The following is a 16,008-nucleotide window of genomic DNA, read 5'->3' as shown; positions in this document are numbered from 1 at the left end:
GTCCGGGGGAGGGAACCCTTTTTTTCAAAAAAGGGTTCCCTCCCCCGGCTCCTCTCATCCTTTCCCCAATCACTTCAACGCCAACACCAACCGTATGCAGGAAAGCGGCGCGCCGATGCGGTCCGGACGGCTGACGGCCGCTTGTCCCAGGGCGTCGTAGCAGCGTTCGAGCAGAAAGCTTTTGAGCAGGAGCAGTCTGGCCCGGCGCGGCGGCAGAATGGGTGAATCGCCGACAGCGGCGGCGTAGGCCCCGAAGAAGGCGCGGGAGACCGCCTCGGCCCAGGGCCAAGCCCAGCCGGCGCATCGGCCGCTATCTTCGGGGTGGGCGGCGGCGTGGCGGCTGACGCCTTCCTCGCTGGCGGCGTAGAAGGAATAGAACATGCCGGCCACGTCCCGCAGCGCCGAACGTTTGAGCCGGCGTTCGCCGAGCGTGCGCCTGGGATCGCCCTCGAAGTCCACGATCACGAAATCCTTGCCCGTAAAAAGCAGCTGCTCCAGGCGGTAGTCGCCGTGGATACGGATTTTGACCGTATCCACCACCCTGGACAACAGTCCGGAGATGGCGGCCAGGGCTTCGCTTTCCGCCTCGATGATGCGCGCGGCGTCCTCGCGCAGGACCGCCGGCACCGAGCTTATGTGCTTGGACAGGAGGTTGGTGGCCTGACGGATGCTGTTGCGGATGGCCTGGTAGACCGAGCGTTGGTAGAGTTTGGTAAAGGGCTCCGGCAAAAACGCCCCGCCGCCGCCCGACAGCGCCAGATGCATCCCGGCCGTGCGCCGGCCGAGGAGCCTGGCCATCTCCAGATAAAACTCGTCGGCCATGCCGGCCATGGACTTGGCCATGCCGAAATCAAGCATGTTGCCTGTGGCCGGAGCGTCGACATCCTCGGGCATGGCCCGACGCTGCTCGAAGTACCGTGTCAGGTGCTCGAGGGTGTAGCCGTAGGCGTCCCGGGCGTCGGCGATGTATTCCTGCACCGTGGCCACCACCATGGGCTCGGCCCCGGACTTGGGGCGGTATTCGAACACGCCGGCCAGGGTCGGAGCATGGTCGAAGCCCACCGCTTCAAGATGGCGCAACAGCTCGGCTTCGGGGTGGGCCCCGGAGTCCAGCGCGGCGTAATACTTGAAAAAAAGTTTGCCGTCGTAGGCCATGATGACGTTGTTTTGGCCGTCGTGGAACATGTGCGAAGGCGGGCAGGCCCCGTCCGAACACAATTCGCGGGAGAATCCCGGTTCGGGCAGCGCGGCCAGCACCCCGGCCGGGCCGCGAAGCCTGGCTTTACGCCGCAGCGCCTCGGGCCACCAGGCGCGAAGCTGGGGCAGCACGAACCCGTTGACCAGCGTGCCCTCCCGGCCGGCCTGGGTGATGTGGGCCACCACGGACTGCGGATCTTCGCGGGCCACGGTGGCGGCCTCCTCGCCGGAAACCAGGGCCAGGAGAAACGGCATGGCACGGGTTTCGCCGGTAATGGCGTGGGCCTCGACCAGCAGCAGCCAGGCGAGCAGCCCGCGCGGGCCCACGGGCGCGACGTCGAGGATCTCCACCCGTTGGGTGGTGGGCAGGCGCACGCCGGCAAGCCCGGCCCGGCGGGCGTGGTCGGGCAGCAGCTCTTCGGCCAGGACCGCCCGCTCATTTGGTCCCAGGATGCTTTTCAAGGCCTGGCCGAACTCCACATGCGGGGCCGGGGCGGCGTCCACGGCCACGGCGGCGTCGCCACGCGTGAGCCGCAGCCAGTAATAGTCGTACTGCCCCAGCGGCAGCACGTACGGGGCCTCGGTTACGGTCGGGAACTGCGTGCCGGAAAAGACGTCCACCGGCGACGCCCCGGCGAAGCGGGATAGGTCGAGGGAGGCCACCTGGGAAAAGCGCGACAGGTTGACCACGACCAGGATCGTCTCCTCCTCGTGGCGGCGCAGAAAAACGAGAACCTTGTTGTTGTCCGGCCGCAGGAATTCGATTTCCCCGCGTCCCATGGCCGGCAGGCGTTTGCGCATGGCGATCACCCGGCGCATCCACCACAGAAAGGAGGACAGGTTGGCCTCCTGGTTCTCCACGTTGACGGCCTCGTAGTGGTATTGCGGGTCGATGACCACGGGCAGGTAGAGATTTTGGGGATTGGCCCGGGAGAATCCGGCGTTGCGGTCCGGGCTCCACTGCATGGGGGTGCGCACGCCGTCGCGGTCGCCGAGGTGGAAATTGTCGCCCATGCCGATCTCGTCGCCGTAGTAGATGATCGGCGTGCCGGGAAAGGAAAAGAGGATGAAGTTTATGAGCTCCATGCGGCGGCGGCTGCCGAGCATCAGCGGCGCGAGCCGGCGGCGGATGCCCAGGTTGATGCGGGCTTTGCGGTCCTTGGCGTAGACCCGGTACATGTAGTCGCGTTCCTCGTCGGAGACCATTTCCAGGGTCAGCTCGTCATGGTTGCGCAAGAACATGGCCCACTGGCAATTTTGCGGAATGGCCGGCGTCTGCTCCATGATGTCGAGGACGGGAAAGCGGTCCTCCATCATGAGCGCCATGAAGATGCGGGGCATGATCGGGAAGTGGTAGGCCATGTGGCACTCGTCGCCGTCCCCGAAATAGGCCACCGCGTCCTCGGGCCATTGGTTGGCCTCAGCCAGGAACATGCGGTTTTTGAACCGCCCGTCCACATGGGCCCGCAGTTTTTTCAGAAACGCGTGGGTCTCGGGCAGGTTTTCGCAGTTGGTGTCCCGGCGCTCGTACAGATAGGGCACGGCGTCCAGGCGCAGCCCGTCCACGCCAAGGCCCAGCCAGAAATCCATGACCCGGGTGATTTCCCTGCGCACGCGCGGGTTGTCGTAGTTGAGGTCGGGCTGGTGGGAGTAGAAACGGTGCCAGTAATAGGCCTTGGCCTCATGGTCGTAGGTCCAGTTGGAGTACTCGAAATCCTTGAAGATGATGCGGGCCTGCCGATATTTGTCCGGGGTGTCGTTCCAGACGTAGTAATCGCGCCAGACCGATCCGGGACTGGCCGCCCGGGAGCGCTGGAACCAGGGGTGGTCCTTGGAGGTATGGTTGACCACGAGCTCGGTTATGACCCTAAGCCCCCGGGCGTGGGCCTGGCGCAAAAATTCCTTGAAATCCTTGAGCGTGCCGTAGTCGGGGTGGATGCCGTAATAGTCCGCGATATCGTAGCCGTCGTCCCGCAGCGGCGACGGATAAAAGGGCAGAAGCCACAGGGTGTTGACGCCGAGGCTGGCCAGGTAGTCCAGCCGGCTGGTCAGGCCCGGGAAATCGCCGACGCCGTCGCCGTTGCCGTCCATGAAGGCCTTGATGTGGACTTCGTAAATGACGGCGTCCTTGAACCAAAGCGGGTCGTCCGCGCCGGGGAAGGGCTTTCGGGGCATGGGTGCTCCTTGTCGTTGACTGCCCCCAGTATACAGGGCGCGGGGGTTTTTTCCAGTCCTTGCCGGACCTAGCGGGCAACCACCACCACATCCACGCGCTCCGCCCCGGCCAGGCGCAAGGCGCGCGCGGCGGTTTCCACGGTGGCCCCGGTGGTCATGACGTCGTCGACGAGCAGCACGGCACGGCCGGAAACGATCTCCGGCGCGGCGGCGAAAGCGCCCTGGATGTTGTGCAGGCGCTTGGAGCCGGGCAGCTGGCTTTGGGGGGTGGTGTCGCGGATGCGGGCCAGGGCGTTTACGGCGACGGGCCGGGCCAGCCGGCGGGCGAGTTCCCGGGCCAGTTCCAGGCTCTGGTTGAATCCCCGCCAGGCCAGACGCCGGGGGTAAAGCGGCACGGGCACGATGAGGTCCGGCCCGGCCGGGGCCATGGCGCCGGGGCCGCAGCGCGCGGCGGCGCGCAGGTAGGCGCCAGCGGCCAGTCCCGCCAAAACCCGGCCCTGGCCCAGCCGGCCGTGGAATTTAAACCCCAGCACCATCTCCCGCAAAAGCCCCTCGTACGGGCCGTGAAAGGCGAAGCCGTCCCACGGGCGATCCTGCCGCAGGCACTCGGGGCAGACCTGCGGCGGCGCTGCGGGGTCGGCGGCAAGCTCGCCGCACCGGGGACAATAGCCGCCCAGGCGCGGGGCCAGACGCACGGCGCACGACGGGCAGACCGGATGCGGCCCGTCCCGGGCCGGCAGCAGGCCCGAACAGGCCTGGCACCGGTCGCAGGCGAGCAGCATGGCCCGGGCGAGCCAGCCGGCCAGACGCGGCAGCCCGGACCTAAAAAGCCCCATGGGCGGCATCCCGGCCGTACCCGGCCGCCTGTTTCACGGCGGCGACGTCACTGGCCAGATCGCCCGGCGCATCATAGCCCCGAAACAGGCACGGCTCGGCCAGGGTGCGGTAAAAGGGCCAGAGAAAATACTTGAGGGTGAGCAGCGCCCCGGCAAAAAGCTTTTCGCCCCGGGGCCGGCCGGCGGCCAGCAGGACGCGGACCTCCGGCAGAGCCGGCGGCTCGACATCCCCGGCCCCGGCGGCGAAGCGTACGGCCCAATGGCGCTGGGCCCGGTCGATGAACGCCTTGAAAAGCGCCGGCACGTGGTAAAAGTAGATGGGCGCGGCAAAAGCCAGGATCGGGGACTCGCGAATGTGGGCGAAAAGCGCCTCGGCCGCGTCGCCGGCCGTATCCAGGGGACAACGGTGGCCGGGAGCGAGGCAGGCGCCGCAGCCCAGGCACGGGGTGACGCGCTCGTCGCGCAGGGCCACGACCTGGGCCGCGAGGCCTTTCTCCCGGAGCCCCCGGGCAAAGGCCAGACCGGCCGCGTCCGAATTCCCGCCGGCCCTGGGGCCGCACAAAAACACCGTGGCCGCGGGACCTGGCGTCACCGGGCGTACTCCGAAAAAAACGGATTGTGCTTCATCTCGTCGCCGATGGTCGTGGCCGGGCCATGGCCGGGATAGACGACCGTGGCGGCCGGCAGGACAAAGATTTTTTCGCGCACCGAGGTCATAAGCTGGTCGTGGTCGCCGCCGTCGAAATCGGTGCGGCCGATGGAGCGGTAAAAAAGCAGGTCGCCGACGAAAATCGTTCCGGCCTCGGGGAAATAATAGGACAGGCTGCCCGGGGAATGGCCGGGGGTGGCCAGCACCCGGCAGGGTTGGCCGAGCAGGGTCCGCTCGCCGGGGGCGATGGGCTCGTAGGAAAATTCGGGCACCTGGGGCAGGCCCATGAGCCCGCCACGACCCAGTTCGGTGTCCAGAAGCGGCGCGTCGGCGGCCCCGGCGAAAACCGGCGCGCCAAACGCCCCGGCCAGCTCGCCCACGCCGTACAGGTGATCGCAGTGCAGGTGGGTAAGAAGCACCGCCTCGAGGGAAAGCCCTTTTTCCTTGAGAAATTGTGCGACCGCCGTCGGCTTGCCGCCGACATCCACGGCAATGGCCGCGCTCCCCGCGACCGCGATATAACAGTTGGTTTCCAGGGGACCTATCGGAAACGTCTTGATGTCCATGCCGTATGACCCTCCCATACGATTTGCCGCGCCTGCCGGCCCGTGGTCGTGGACGATCGCCCGGCCGCCGCGTGCCGGACGCCGCCTGTGGCAAGCTGTGCCGTTTCCGGCCGCCCCCCGTCAAGGGGACGACACACGCCGCCCGGGCCGCGCTTGTTTTCCCGCCGCGTCGACGGTAGAGAAAAGCCCCATCCAGACAGTCAGCAAGGGAGCGGCAATGCCGGCGGCATCCGTCACGCAGCGTGATCTCATCGCAAACGAACAGTTTCTCCGGGATGTTTTTTCCCGGTTCCTCTCCTTTAAAACCCACAGCCTCTTTTTCCCCCGCGACGACGACGGGCTTATCGCCGGCTTCGGCCCGGACCACGACCAGGCCGTACATCTGCCGACGGAACGCAAGGTGCTCGTTCCCCTGGCCGCCTCGGGCAGGCTGCTCGGCGTGTTCGTGGCCCGGGGAGCGGGCCTTGGCGCGCCGCGCACCATGCTGGCGCTTTTGCCCCGCATCGCGGTCATGGCCCTGGAGGAAATCCGGCTGACCCGGGCCGTGGCCAGTGACGCGCTGACGGGCCTGGCCAACGCCGACGCCCTGACCGCGGCCGTCACCCGGGAGATCGAGCTGGTCCAGGACCGCATTCTGCCGGGCTCGGCCAGCCTGGTCGATCCGGGGCTCACCGGGCTCCGGGGCGGGTTCGGGCTCGTCGTCCTCGATGTGGACCATTTCAGCCGGCTGGCCGCCCGGCACGGCTTCGTCGCGGCCGAGGGCAATCTGGCCGAAGCCGGCGCGCTGCTTCGCCGCCTGTGTCCCGAAGGCGGGCTGGCCGCCCGGCTCCACGACGACCTTTTCGGACTTTTCTTGCCCGGGGCCACGGCCTCACGCTGCCGGGAGACGGCCGAGGGCATCGTGCGGGAGGTCTCGCGCCTGACCTTCGAAACGCCGGCCACCGGGGAAAGCCACGCCATAACGACCAGCGCCGGCTGCGTGGCCTATCCCCAGGACATGCGCGGCGGCCAGTTCGTGGCCCCGCCGGCCGAACAGGCCCGGCTGCTTTTGCGCAAGGCCAAAAAGGCCCTGGCCGTGGCCAAGGACCTCGGCCGCAACCAGGCCATGGCCTTTCACCGCATCCTGGCCGAGGGCGGCGTGGTGCTCGAGGCGCTGCCCCTGGCGCGCTATGCCGTCAGCCTCGGCCGCTTCGTGGACGCCGAAGCCGGGCAACGCTTCCTGGTCTGGTCGCCGCGCCACGAAGGCGCCCACGACATCCGCAAATCCGACGGCGAACGCGTCTCCGGCCGCTCCCCCACCATGATCAAGGGCGAAATCGCGCTCCTGGAGGTGGGCGAGGACCTGGCCTTCGCCGAGACGCTCCAGTGCACCGATCCGGGCTGGGCCATCGAGCCCGGGGACCGGCTTTTGCTCGCGGCCGGTTCCGACGAGGCCAGCCATGCCGACACGCCGGACGGCCCGCCCAAAAAAGACCCGGCCACCGGCCTTTTTTCCCACGCCGATTTCCGGCGCCAGACCGCCGCCGACCGTGAAAAATGCCAGGCCTTTTCCATGGCCCTGGTGCTTTTGCCCGACCCGTCGTCCGAACCGCGCGCCGGGCGGCCGGCCGAAGCGGACGTGGCCGAGGCGGCGGCCGTATGCCGGGCCCATTTCGGCCAGACCGCCGTGGGCGGCCGGTTCAGTTCGTCCAAGCTCGTCTTCTACCTGCCCGACCGCGATCCGGCCGGGCTGGCCGAGGCCGCCGAAGCCGTGCTGGCCGGCCTTGGCGAACGCCTCGGCGGCACGGCGGCCGTGGGCGTGGCCGGCTATCCGTTTTTAAACTACACCCGGGCCGACGTGCCGGAAAACTGCCGCAAGGCCCTGGACCACGCCCTGCTCCTGCCGACCGGCCCCAAAATGGCCGTCTTCGACACCTTGTCCCTGACCGTCAGCGGCGACCGGCACTTCACCATGGGCGACATCTACGCGGCCATGGAAGAGTACAAGCAGGCGCTTTTGGCCGACGAGGGCAATACGCTGGCCCGCAACTCGCTCGGCATCTGCCTGGCCAGACTCGGCCGGCTGGACAAGGCGCGTTGCGAATTCGACCGGGTCATCGCCCGCGACGCCAAGAACACCATGGCCCTTTACAACCTCGGCTGCGTCTGCCGCCGGCTGGGCGAAAACGCCGCCGCCCGCAAGGCCTTCCAGAAATGCCTGCGGGCCAATCCCGGGCATATCTACAGCCTGCTGCGGCTCGGGCGCATGGCCGAGGAGGACAAGCGCTTCGCCCCGGCGCTCAAATACTACAAACGGGCCATGGCCGCCCCGGGCGGCGCTCCCCAGACCCTGCGCCACCTGGCCCGGTTGGCCTTCAAGCGCGGCCGCAACGAGGAAGCCCGGGAATACCTGCATCAGGCCCTGCTCCACGACCCCAAGGACGCGGTGTCGCTCCACCTCATGGCCAGGCTCTACCTCAAGGAGGGCCAGGACCCGGCCATCGCCGAGGCCATGGCCCGACAGGCCGTGGCCCTGCGGCCCGAACGGACGGAATTCTGGCAGGCGCTGGCCCGGGCCCTTACCGCCCAGGGACGGGACGGAGAAGCCCGGGAAGCGATGGCCCGGGCCGAAGGCATCTGAAAAGAAAACGCGCGGCCGGAAACCCGACCGCGCGTTTTTTTCCATTACAGGCCACCTGCCGCCCTAGCGGGGGCGCGGACCGACAGGCCCGGGGCCGAAGGGCCGGGGACCGACCGGCGGCATCACGGCCACCGCACGCGGCCGCATCCGGTGCGGACGCGGAGCGACCCAGACCGGCGGCGGCGCATAGGCCGGTCCCACCCAGACCGGAGGCGGCGCATAGGCCGGAGCCACATAGACCGGCGGCGGCGGAGCCACGTAGACAGGCGGGGGCGGAGCCACATAGACCGGGGCCGGGGCGACGCCGACATAAAGGGGGACGCTTACGGCGAACCCCGGACCGGCCACGGTCAGGGCATGGGCGGTGCCGGCCGCGGCGACCAGGGAACAGGTCAGGGCAAGGATGCTCAGAAGACGCTTCATGGCGTACCTCCTGTGTGATTCTGGTTTTCTTGTTCCAAGCCAGAACCATGCCAACCGTGCCTCCCCGCACCATCAATTACAACACACTGTATTTACAATATTATTTTCAGTTAGCGCCACCACTGTGCCGGGACGGGCCACCGGACGTTTCGGTTGTTGCACACCCCGGTTACACTTCTTGCCCACATCGCCGATATGTCGGCAATCCCTTGCCCGGAGGGGAAAGGCGCGTTATGTATCAACCAAGACCATCCGGGAGAAAACCATGTCCATATCGGACCGCATGTGGGAACGGGCCGCCTTCCTGACCCACTACGACGGCAGCTCCACCGCCGACATGGTGGCGCAGCTGGCGAACGACCACGCCGCCATCGAACGCCTCTCCCCATCCATGGGCTCCAACGTGCCCGACGACACGCCCCACGCCATCACTACCGGCCCTATCCTCGAAACGGGCCTCGGCGCCATCCTGCGCACGCGTGTTTGAAGAGAGAGAGAAAGAAGAATGCGAGAAAGAGAATGCGAGAGGGGAAACCCTTTGAAAAGGGTTCTCCCCTCTCGCGCTCTCCCTTTCCCAAACTTTCTACCGCTACGGGTGTTATACGGATAACGCCCTGCAACCGCTGAAAGTCTTTGGAAAGGGGGTCCGGGGGGAAACTTTTCTACAGAAAAGTTTCCCCCCGGCTCTTTACTCCGTAGCCGCGACCGGGTCCTTGGCTTTCTTGAAGACGATGAGCGGGCAGTTCTTGCAGATGTCCGCGCCCGGGAACGGGTGGCCGATGCGGGTGATGGCCGCGCCGCCCTCGCGCTCCTTGCGGGCCTTGAGTCGGGCCACCACGCGGCCGATGTCCTTGCCGGGAATGGCCACGTTGATCTCGCCGCGCTCGGTCTTGCCGGCGTTGTAGCTGCCGCTGCAGGCCAGAAACACATTGGCCTCGCCGGTGTTGTAGACGTAGACGTTGCCGGCGCAGGCGGCCGAGTTCATGGTCATGTTGGGACGCAGGGGATGCTTGTCCATGACGGCCATCCAGTCCACGACCAGGTGGTAGGCCTGCATGTTGTCGCAGTAGAAATGCACCACATCGGGCGGGAAGGCGGCGTCGGCCAGGGGCGAGACGACGGCGGCGAGCAGTCCTTCCTTCAGGCGCGGCTTGCTGCGCACGAAGCGTTCGGCCTGCTCCAGGTTTTCGCAGTATTTGAGGTGGCTTTTGAACTCGGCCGCGTCGATGTCCTTCCAGCCGAAGACGCACTTGGCGTTGGAGCAGCCGAGCTGTTCCTTGCCCACAAGCACGGTGATGCCCTCCATGCGCGCGCCGATCTCGGCCTGGCAGAAGGTGAGCGCCTTGGCCGGCAGGTAGTAGGCGACGCGCTCCTTGAAGTCGTCAAGCTCGGCCTGATCGAAAAAGTATTTGACGGCAATAGGATAGTGCATGAGCCGCAGCTCGTCCATAAGCACGCGCTGCATGTCCTGATACGAAAGCTCTTCCATGACGACTCCTTTTGTATGGCAATGCAAGGGAAAACGCCCGGGCGTCCGGACTTGCGCCGGCGGCGCCGCGCCATCGGGCGACCGTAACGGCTTTGCGATGCTAGGGGAGGTAGCGATTTGAGCAAGGCACTGTCAACAACAAAGCGCCCTTGCCTGATTTATCACGTGCGGGGTGTTGCTTACGGCCCGGGCAAGCAGCACTATTGTGATTTTTGGCACAAACGTGCTGCGATTATCACGGTGCCGAAATGCGGACAACCGCTGCTATCTTGCGCTGATCCGGCATCCACAAACACCATTTATAAGTAAAGCGTGACGTCAGGTATTGGGATACCCCACGGTCTGGGCCAGGGTGATGCGCCGGGTCGCGGGCAGGCCCATGGCCCCCGCCGTCATAAGAAACTTTCTGCGATCCATACGGGTTCTCCTTGGACGCACTGCATCCGTCCTCGCTCCTTAACGCCGGAGCGCGCCCCGGGCAACCGCCCCCCGCCCCCTTGCCGGGGCAAGGGAAAAGGACCATACGTATGGCAGACGGCGTAACCTCAAATAGCCCCTACCGCCATGCCCGAGTGCCCATCCCCATCCTCTCCGCGTTTCCCCTGCGACGCCGGAGACATCCTCACCGCCCTGTGGGAAGCCGCCGGCGATCTTGTCATGCTCCTCGACGCCGAGGGCCGTCTGCTCTCCATCAACGAAAACGGCCTGGAGCTTTTAGGCCGCAGCCGGGCAGAAACCGTGGGCAGGGATTGGTTCGAGCTGGCCCTGCCGCCCGACGACCGTGACAACACGCGGATTCTGCATCGCGCCCTTCTCGACGGCGAGGTGGCCGTCCGGGACGTGACGCCGGATCAGGCCATCCGCACCGCCCAGGGCTGGCGGCGTCTGCGCTGGAGCCTGGCCCTCATCGGCGGTCCCGACGGCCGGCCGGCCATGGTGCTCGCCTGCGGCCGGCAGGTGGACGCAATGAACCAGGTCGCGGCGGCCGTCCGGGAAAAGGAGCATGAATACCGCGACATCCTTGACGCGGCCAACGACGCCATCTTCATCCTGGACCCGGCCACGGGCCTTACCCTGGACGCCAACGAGCGCGCCATTTCCCTCTATGGCTACGGCATGGACGAACTGCGCCGGATCACGCCGGAGGGACTCAGCGCCGGCTATCCTCCCTATTCCGAGGCCGATTCCCTGGCCAAGCTCGATCAGGCCCGCCGTGGCCAACCCCAGCTTTTCGAGTGGCTGGCCCGCGACAAGACCGGCCGGCTTTTCTGGACCGAGGTCAACCTGCGCCATGCCGTGGTCCAGGGGCAGGACCGCATCATCGCCGTGGCGCGCGACATCTCCGAGCGCAAAAACGCCGAGCGGGCCCTGCTGGAAAGCGAGAAGAAATTCCGGCAACTGGCCGAAACCATCGGCGAGGTGTTCTGGCTGGCCTCCCCGGACCTCAAGCGCATTTTCTACATCAGCCCGGCCTACGAGACCCTCTGGGGCAGGTCCCCGGTCAGCCTCTACGCCTCGCCACGGTCCTGGCTCGACAGCGTCCATCCCGACGATCGGGACAAGGTGCTCGACCACCTGACCCGACTGGTCACCGGCCCGCCCGCCCAGGGGATCTTCCCCGATTTCCGCGTGGTGCGCGCCGACGGCGGCGTGCGCTGGGTGCAAGCCCGCTATTTCCCCGTGGCCGACGCCTCCGGGGTGATTTCCCGCCTGGCTGGCACCATCGAGGACATCACCGACAGCACCCAGACCCGCCTGGAACTGGAGCGCGTCAACGAACGTCTGGAAGACATGGTGCGGGAGCGGACGCGCACACTCAACCGCATGAACGAGGAACTCATCCACGAGGTCATGGTACGCCGGGAGGCCGAATCGGCCATGGCCCGGGCCAAGGAGGCGGCCGAAGCGGCCAGCCGGGCCAAATCGGAATTCCTGGCCAACATGAGCCACGAACTCCGCACGCCCATGAACGGCATCCTCGGCATGGCCCAGGTCATCGGCCAAACCGGGCTCACCGACGAGCAGCAGGGCTTCCTCAAGGACATCGAGGAATCGGCGACCTCGCTGCTCGCGCTCATAAACGACATCCTCGACTTTTCCAAAATCGAGGCCGAACGCCTGGAGCTGGGCCACGAGGCCTTCGGCTTGCGCGCCGTGCTGGCCTCGGTGGAAGCCCCCCTGGGCGTGCTGGCCCGGGAAACGGGGCTTAAACTCTCCGTGGATATCTCCCCCGACGTGCCGGACATGCTCATAGGCGACGCCGACCGCCTGCGCCAGGTGCTGATCAATCTCGTCGGCAACGCCATCAAGTTCACCGAACACGGCGGCGTGGTGGTCCAGGTGCAGTGCGTGGAAGCCTGCCGGCCGGCCGAGGCGACTGCGCGCGACATGCGCCAGGAGCTGCTCTTTTCCGTCAGCGACACCGGCATCGGCATCCTCCCCGAGGACACCTCCCGCATTTTCGACGCCTTCACCCAGGCCGACGGCTCCTACACCCGGCGCTTCGGCGGCACGGGGCTGGGGCTGGCCATCACCCGACGGCTGGTGGCGCTCATGGGCGGGGAACTCGGGGTGGACAGCGTGCCGGACCAGGGCTCGGTGTTCACCTTCACCCTGTCCTTCGATCTGGAACCGCTCCCCCCCGACATTGACGACGCGTAGAAAACGCGCGCGAGCGGGGGCCCTTGAAAAAGACCCTTGCCTCGCGCGCGCATTCCTTCCCCGATTTTGATTTCCTAACGACGGTATCGTGCGGTTGCCTACCGCCGCAGCCGCTCCACGGCGCGCTGGATGAAGCAGTACAGCGCCGGCACGAAATAGACGCCAAGGATGGTGGCCGCGACCATGCCGCCGAAAACCGCCGTGCCGAGGGCATGGCGGCTGGCCGCGCCCGCCCCGCTGGCCACCATCATCGGCACCACGCCGAGGATGAAGGCGAACGAGGTCATGAGGATCGGCCGGAAACGGAGCCTGGACGCCGAAACGGCGGCCTCTTCGGCCGTATCCCCGGCCTCCCGGCGCATCTTGGCGAATTCCACGATCAGGATGGCGTTTTTGGCGGCCAGACCGATGAGCATGACCAGCCCGATCTGGGCGTAGACGTTGTTGTCGAGCCCCCGCAGCATCTGCGCGCCCATGGCCCCGAACACCGCCAGCGGCACGGCCAGGATGACCGCGAACGGCACGGCCCAGGATTCGTACTGGGCGGCCAGGACCAGAAACACCATGACCAGGGCCAGGGCGAAGATGTAGATCGACTGGCTGCCGGAGCGGACCTCCTGGAAGGCGATGCCGGTCCAGTCGTAGCCGAAGCCCTGGGGCAGATCGGTGCGGGCAAGGGTCGCCATGGCGGTCAGGGACTGGCCCGAGGAAAAACCGGGCGGGGTCGCGCCGGAAATCTCCACGGTCCGAAACAGGTTGAAGCGGCGGATGTATTCCGGCCCGCGAATGGACCGGGTCTGCCCCAGGGTGCTGAGCGGCACCATCTCCCCGTCGGCGCTACGCACGTAAAAGCGCTCGATGTCGCGCGGACTGGTGCGGAAACGCGGTTCGGCCTGGAGCATGACCCGGTAGGTGCGGCCGAACTTGTTGAAGTCGTTGACGTAGAGGCCGCCGAGATAGGTCTGGAGCGCCTCGAACACGTCGCTTGGCGGAATGCCGAGGGTTTGCACCTTGGCGCGGTCGAGGTTGTAGAAAAGCTGGGGCACATCCACGCTGAAGTCGGAAAAGACGTTGGCCACGGCCGGTTGCCGCCGGGCGGCATCCATGAAGGTATAGGCCACCCTGGCCAGTTCCTCCACCTTGCCGCCGGTGCGGTCCTGCAACTCGAACTGAAAGCCGCCAGTGGTGCCGAGCCCGGGGATGGGCGAAGGGTTCAGGCCCATGACCACGGCCTGCTGGATGCCGGTGAAAAAGCCCTTGGCCCGGCCCATGGTCGCGTCCAGGGAAAGCCGCGGCGTGGCGCGCTCGTCCCAGGGCTTCAGGATGACGAACAGGGCGCTGGCATAGGAACTGTAGGTGGCGGTCAGCAGGTTGTAGCCGCCAAGGGACAGGACGTCGGCCACGGCCGGGTCGGCGGCGATATGCTCTTCCAGGCGCTTGACCACCGCTTCGTTGCGCTCCAGGGACGCGCCCTCGGGCAACTGGGCGTTGACGATGAAATAGCCCTGGTCCTCGTCGGGAACGAAGCCCGTGGGCACCGTGGTCAGCAGCCAGTAGGTGCCGCCGATAAGCGCCCCGAGGGTGACGAGCGTCACGAGGGTCAGGCGGATGGCCGCGCGCACCCCGGTCGTATAGCCGTTGGTGGTGGCGGCGAAGAGGTGGTTGAAGCCGCGAAAAAAGGCCCCGAGCGGCCCTTTGGGCGTGCCGGCCGGACGCAGGATCAGCGCGCAAAGCGCCGGCGAGAGCGTCAGGGCGCAGATGGCCGAGAGGGCCACGGACACGGCCAGGGTCAAGGCGAACTGCTGGTACAGCCGGCCCGTCACCCCGCCCATGAAGGCCACGGGCACGAAGACCGAAATCAGCACCAGCGAAATGGCGATAACCGGCCCGGCCACCTCGGCCATGGCCGCCCTGGTGGCTTCCCGGGCGGGCAGCCCCTCGTGGTCGATCTTGTGCTGCACCGCCTCCACCACCACGATGGCGTCGTCCACGACAATGCCGATGGCCAGCACCAGTCCGAACAGCGTCAGCGTGTTGATGGAAAAGCCGAAGGCCTGCATGAAGGCGAAAGTCCCGACCAGGGACACCGGCACGGTGAGCATGGGGATGAGCGTGGCCCGGCCGTTTTGCAGGAAGACGTAGACCACGAGCAGCACCAGGGCCACGGCCTCGAACAGGGTCTTTATGACCTCGTGGATGGAGGCGGTGACGAACTTGGTGGTGTCGTAGGGGATGGTGTAGGCGACGCCCGGGGGAAAATAGGTCGCCTGCTCGGCCATGATGGCCCGGATCTGCTTGACCACCTCCAGGGCGTTGGCCCCGGGCAGCTGGAAAATCTGGATGGTGCAGGTGGGCTTGCCGTTTAAGCGGGTGAAGGCGGTGTAGCTCTGGCTGCCGAGTTCCACCCGGCCCACGTCGCGCACCCGCACGAGCTGCGCCCCCTTGCCCGAACGCACGATGATGTCGGCGAATTCCTCGGGATCGGTCAGCCGGCCCTTGACCTGGACCGTGAGCTGGAACTCCTGGCCCGGCGGGGCCGGGGGCATGCCGATCTGGCCGGCCGGGGCCTGGACGTTTTGCTGGCGGATGGCGTTCGCCACATCCGAGGCGGTAAGCCCCAGGCGCGCCAGCTTGTCCGGATCGAGCCACACCCGCATGCCGTAGTCGCGCTCGCCGAAAACGGCCACATTGCCCACCCCGGGCACCCGGGCCAGGGCGTCGGTGACATTGATCTTGGCGTAGTTGTTGAGGAAAAGCGTGTCACGGCTGCCGTCCGGGGAATTCAGGTTGATCACCAGCAGCATGTCCGGGGACTGCTTCTTGACCGAAATACCGCGCCGGACGACTTCGGAGGGCAGGCGGGAGTTGGCCAGGGCCACGCGGTTTTGCACGTCCACCGTGGCCAGGTCGAGGTCGCGGCCGATGTCGAAGGTGACGTTTAGGACCATGCGCCCGTCGTTGGAGCTGACGGAATTCATGTAGAGCATGTCCTGGGCGCCGTTGACCTCCTGCTCGATGGGGGTGGCCACGGATTCTTCCACCACCTGGGCGCTGGCGCCGTCGTAGGTGGCCGTCACCTGGACCGTGGGCGGCACAATCTGGGGGTACTGGGCGATGGGCAGGGTCAGGATGCAGATCGCCCCGACCAGGGTGATGACGATGGACAACACGGCCGAGAACACGGGCCGCTCAATGAAGAAATTGACCATGACCGTTCGCCCCCCTCAGGCTTGCGTTCCCGCCGATTTCCGGTTGGCCGGGAGAGGGGGGCGACCGCCCCCCCTCCCCGGCCCAGGCAATACGCCCCATACTTTTGCAAGCGATCGACGCCTCTTCCCTTCCATCCCCTCCAGCTCGGGAAGCGACACATTCCCCCTGAAAAGTTTTTGGGG

General features: G+C 66.7%; 10 protein-coding genes. 3 read left to right on the top strand and 7 right to left on the bottom strand.

What is annotated here, in order from left to right; translation table 11 throughout:
* Positions 1 to 69: 69 nt before the first annotated feature.
* The 4 genes from treS to ACMZ6R_RS17965 all read right to left on the bottom strand — a co-directional run bounded on the left by treS (position 70) and on the right by ACMZ6R_RS17965 (position 5,423).
* Positions 70 to 3,372 (bottom strand): maltose alpha-D-glucosyltransferase, encoded by a 3,303-nt coding sequence (gene treS, locus ACMZ6R_RS17980; RefSeq protein WP_416114040.1) that lies wholly within the window; start codon positions 3,370 to 3,372, stop codon positions 70 to 72.
* Between the two features lie 68 nt (positions 3,373 to 3,440).
* Positions 3,441 to 4,208, bottom strand: coding sequence for a phosphoribosyltransferase family protein (locus ACMZ6R_RS17975; RefSeq protein WP_416114038.1), 768 nt, complete (start codon positions 4,206 to 4,208; stop codon positions 3,441 to 3,443).
* Positions 4,195 to 4,800 (bottom strand): flavodoxin family protein, encoded by a 606-nt coding sequence (locus ACMZ6R_RS17970; RefSeq protein WP_416114036.1) that lies wholly within the window; start codon positions 4,798 to 4,800, stop codon positions 4,195 to 4,197. Before ACMZ6R_RS17970 ends, ACMZ6R_RS17975 begins: the two co-directional genes overlap by 14 nt.
* Positions 4,797 to 5,423 carry an MBL fold metallo-hydrolase gene (locus ACMZ6R_RS17965; protein ID WP_416114034.1) on the bottom strand — a complete coding sequence of 209 codons (627 nt, stop codon included), beginning with the start codon at positions 5,421 to 5,423 and terminating at the stop codon, positions 4,797 to 4,799. The genes ACMZ6R_RS17970 and ACMZ6R_RS17965 overlap by 4 nt, the downstream gene beginning before the upstream one ends.
* Before the next feature lie 217 nt (positions 5,424 to 5,640).
* Between ACMZ6R_RS17965 and ACMZ6R_RS17960 the strand changes: the two genes are divergently transcribed.
* Positions 5,641 to 8,043, top strand: a complete 2,403-nt coding sequence (locus ACMZ6R_RS17960) for a tetratricopeptide repeat protein (RefSeq protein WP_416114032.1) — start codon at positions 5,641 to 5,643, stop codon at positions 8,041 to 8,043.
* 63 nt (positions 8,044 to 8,106) lie between these two features.
* Here the strand turns inward: ACMZ6R_RS17960 and ACMZ6R_RS17955 are convergent, their stop codons facing one another.
* The gene (locus tag ACMZ6R_RS17955; protein ID WP_416114030.1) at positions 8,107 to 8,466 is read right to left on the bottom strand and encodes a hypothetical protein; all 360 of its coding nucleotides are present in this window, start codon (positions 8,464 to 8,466) and stop codon (positions 8,107 to 8,109) included.
* Between the two features lie 265 nt (positions 8,467 to 8,731).
* Between ACMZ6R_RS17955 and ACMZ6R_RS17950 the strand changes: the two genes are divergently transcribed.
* Positions 8,732 to 8,953 carry a hypothetical protein gene (locus ACMZ6R_RS17950; protein ID WP_416114028.1) on the top strand — a complete coding sequence of 74 codons (222 nt, stop codon included), beginning with the start codon at positions 8,732 to 8,734 and terminating at the stop codon, positions 8,951 to 8,953.
* 201 nt (positions 8,954 to 9,154) lie between these two features.
* Here the strand turns inward: ACMZ6R_RS17950 and ACMZ6R_RS17945 are convergent, their stop codons facing one another.
* Positions 9,155 to 9,955 carry a DUF169 domain-containing protein gene (locus ACMZ6R_RS17945; protein WP_416114026.1) on the bottom strand — a complete coding sequence of 267 codons (801 nt, stop codon included), beginning with the start codon at positions 9,953 to 9,955 and terminating at the stop codon, positions 9,155 to 9,157.
* Positions 9,956 to 10,519: 564 nt separating this feature from the next.
* Here ACMZ6R_RS17945 and ACMZ6R_RS17940 point away from each other — a divergent pair.
* Positions 10,520 to 12,616, top strand: a complete 2,097-nt coding sequence (locus tag ACMZ6R_RS17940; protein ID WP_416114024.1) for a PAS domain S-box protein — start codon at positions 10,520 to 10,522, stop codon at positions 12,614 to 12,616.
* Between the two features lie 98 nt (positions 12,617 to 12,714).
* Here the strand turns inward: ACMZ6R_RS17940 and ACMZ6R_RS17935 are convergent, their stop codons facing one another.
* The gene (locus tag ACMZ6R_RS17935) at positions 12,715 to 15,825 is read right to left on the bottom strand and encodes an efflux RND transporter permease subunit (RefSeq protein WP_416114022.1); all 3,111 of its coding nucleotides are present in this window, start codon (positions 15,823 to 15,825) and stop codon (positions 12,715 to 12,717) included.
* Positions 15,826 to 16,008 lie beyond the last annotated feature (183 nt).

It is taken from the genome of Solidesulfovibrio sp. C21, from assembly GCF_047785625.1.
GTDB lineage: Bacteria > Desulfobacterota > Desulfovibrionia > Desulfovibrionales > Desulfovibrionaceae > Solidesulfovibrio.
This window is presented reverse-complemented; position numbering and strand designations above follow the sequence as displayed.

What these genes read in the sequence shown, in the direction of transcription:
- treS (WP_416114040.1), bottom strand. Translation starts at nt 3,372, where the DNA reads ATGCCCCGAAAGCCCTTCCCCGGCGCGGACGACCCGCTTTGGTTCAAG.
- ACMZ6R_RS17965 (WP_416114034.1), bottom strand. Translation starts at nt 5,423, where the DNA reads ATGGACATCAAGACGTTTCCGATAGGTCCCCTGGAAACCAACTGTTAT.
- ACMZ6R_RS17955 (WP_416114030.1), bottom strand. Translation starts at nt 8,466, where the DNA reads ATGAAGCGTCTTCTGAGCATCCTTGCCCTGACCTGTTCCCTGGTCGCC.
- ACMZ6R_RS17935 (WP_416114022.1), bottom strand. Translation starts at nt 15,825, where the DNA reads ATGGTCAATTTCTTCATTGAGCGGCCCGTGTTCTCGGCCGTGTTGTCC.
- ACMZ6R_RS17975 (WP_416114038.1), bottom strand. Translation starts at nt 4,208, where the DNA reads ATGGGGCTTTTTAGGTCCGGGCTGCCGCGTCTGGCCGGCTGGCTCGCC.
- ACMZ6R_RS17960 (WP_416114032.1), top strand. Translation starts at nt 5,641, where the DNA reads ATGCCGGCGGCATCCGTCACGCAGCGTGATCTCATCGCAAACGAACAG.
- ACMZ6R_RS17940 (WP_416114024.1), top strand. Translation starts at nt 10,520, where the DNA reads ATGCCCGAGTGCCCATCCCCATCCTCTCCGCGTTTCCCCTGCGACGCC.
- ACMZ6R_RS17950 (WP_416114028.1), top strand. Translation starts at nt 8,732, where the DNA reads ATGTCCATATCGGACCGCATGTGGGAACGGGCCGCCTTCCTGACCCAC.
- ACMZ6R_RS17945 (WP_416114026.1), bottom strand. Translation starts at nt 9,955, where the DNA reads ATGGAAGAGCTTTCGTATCAGGACATGCAGCGCGTGCTTATGGACGAG.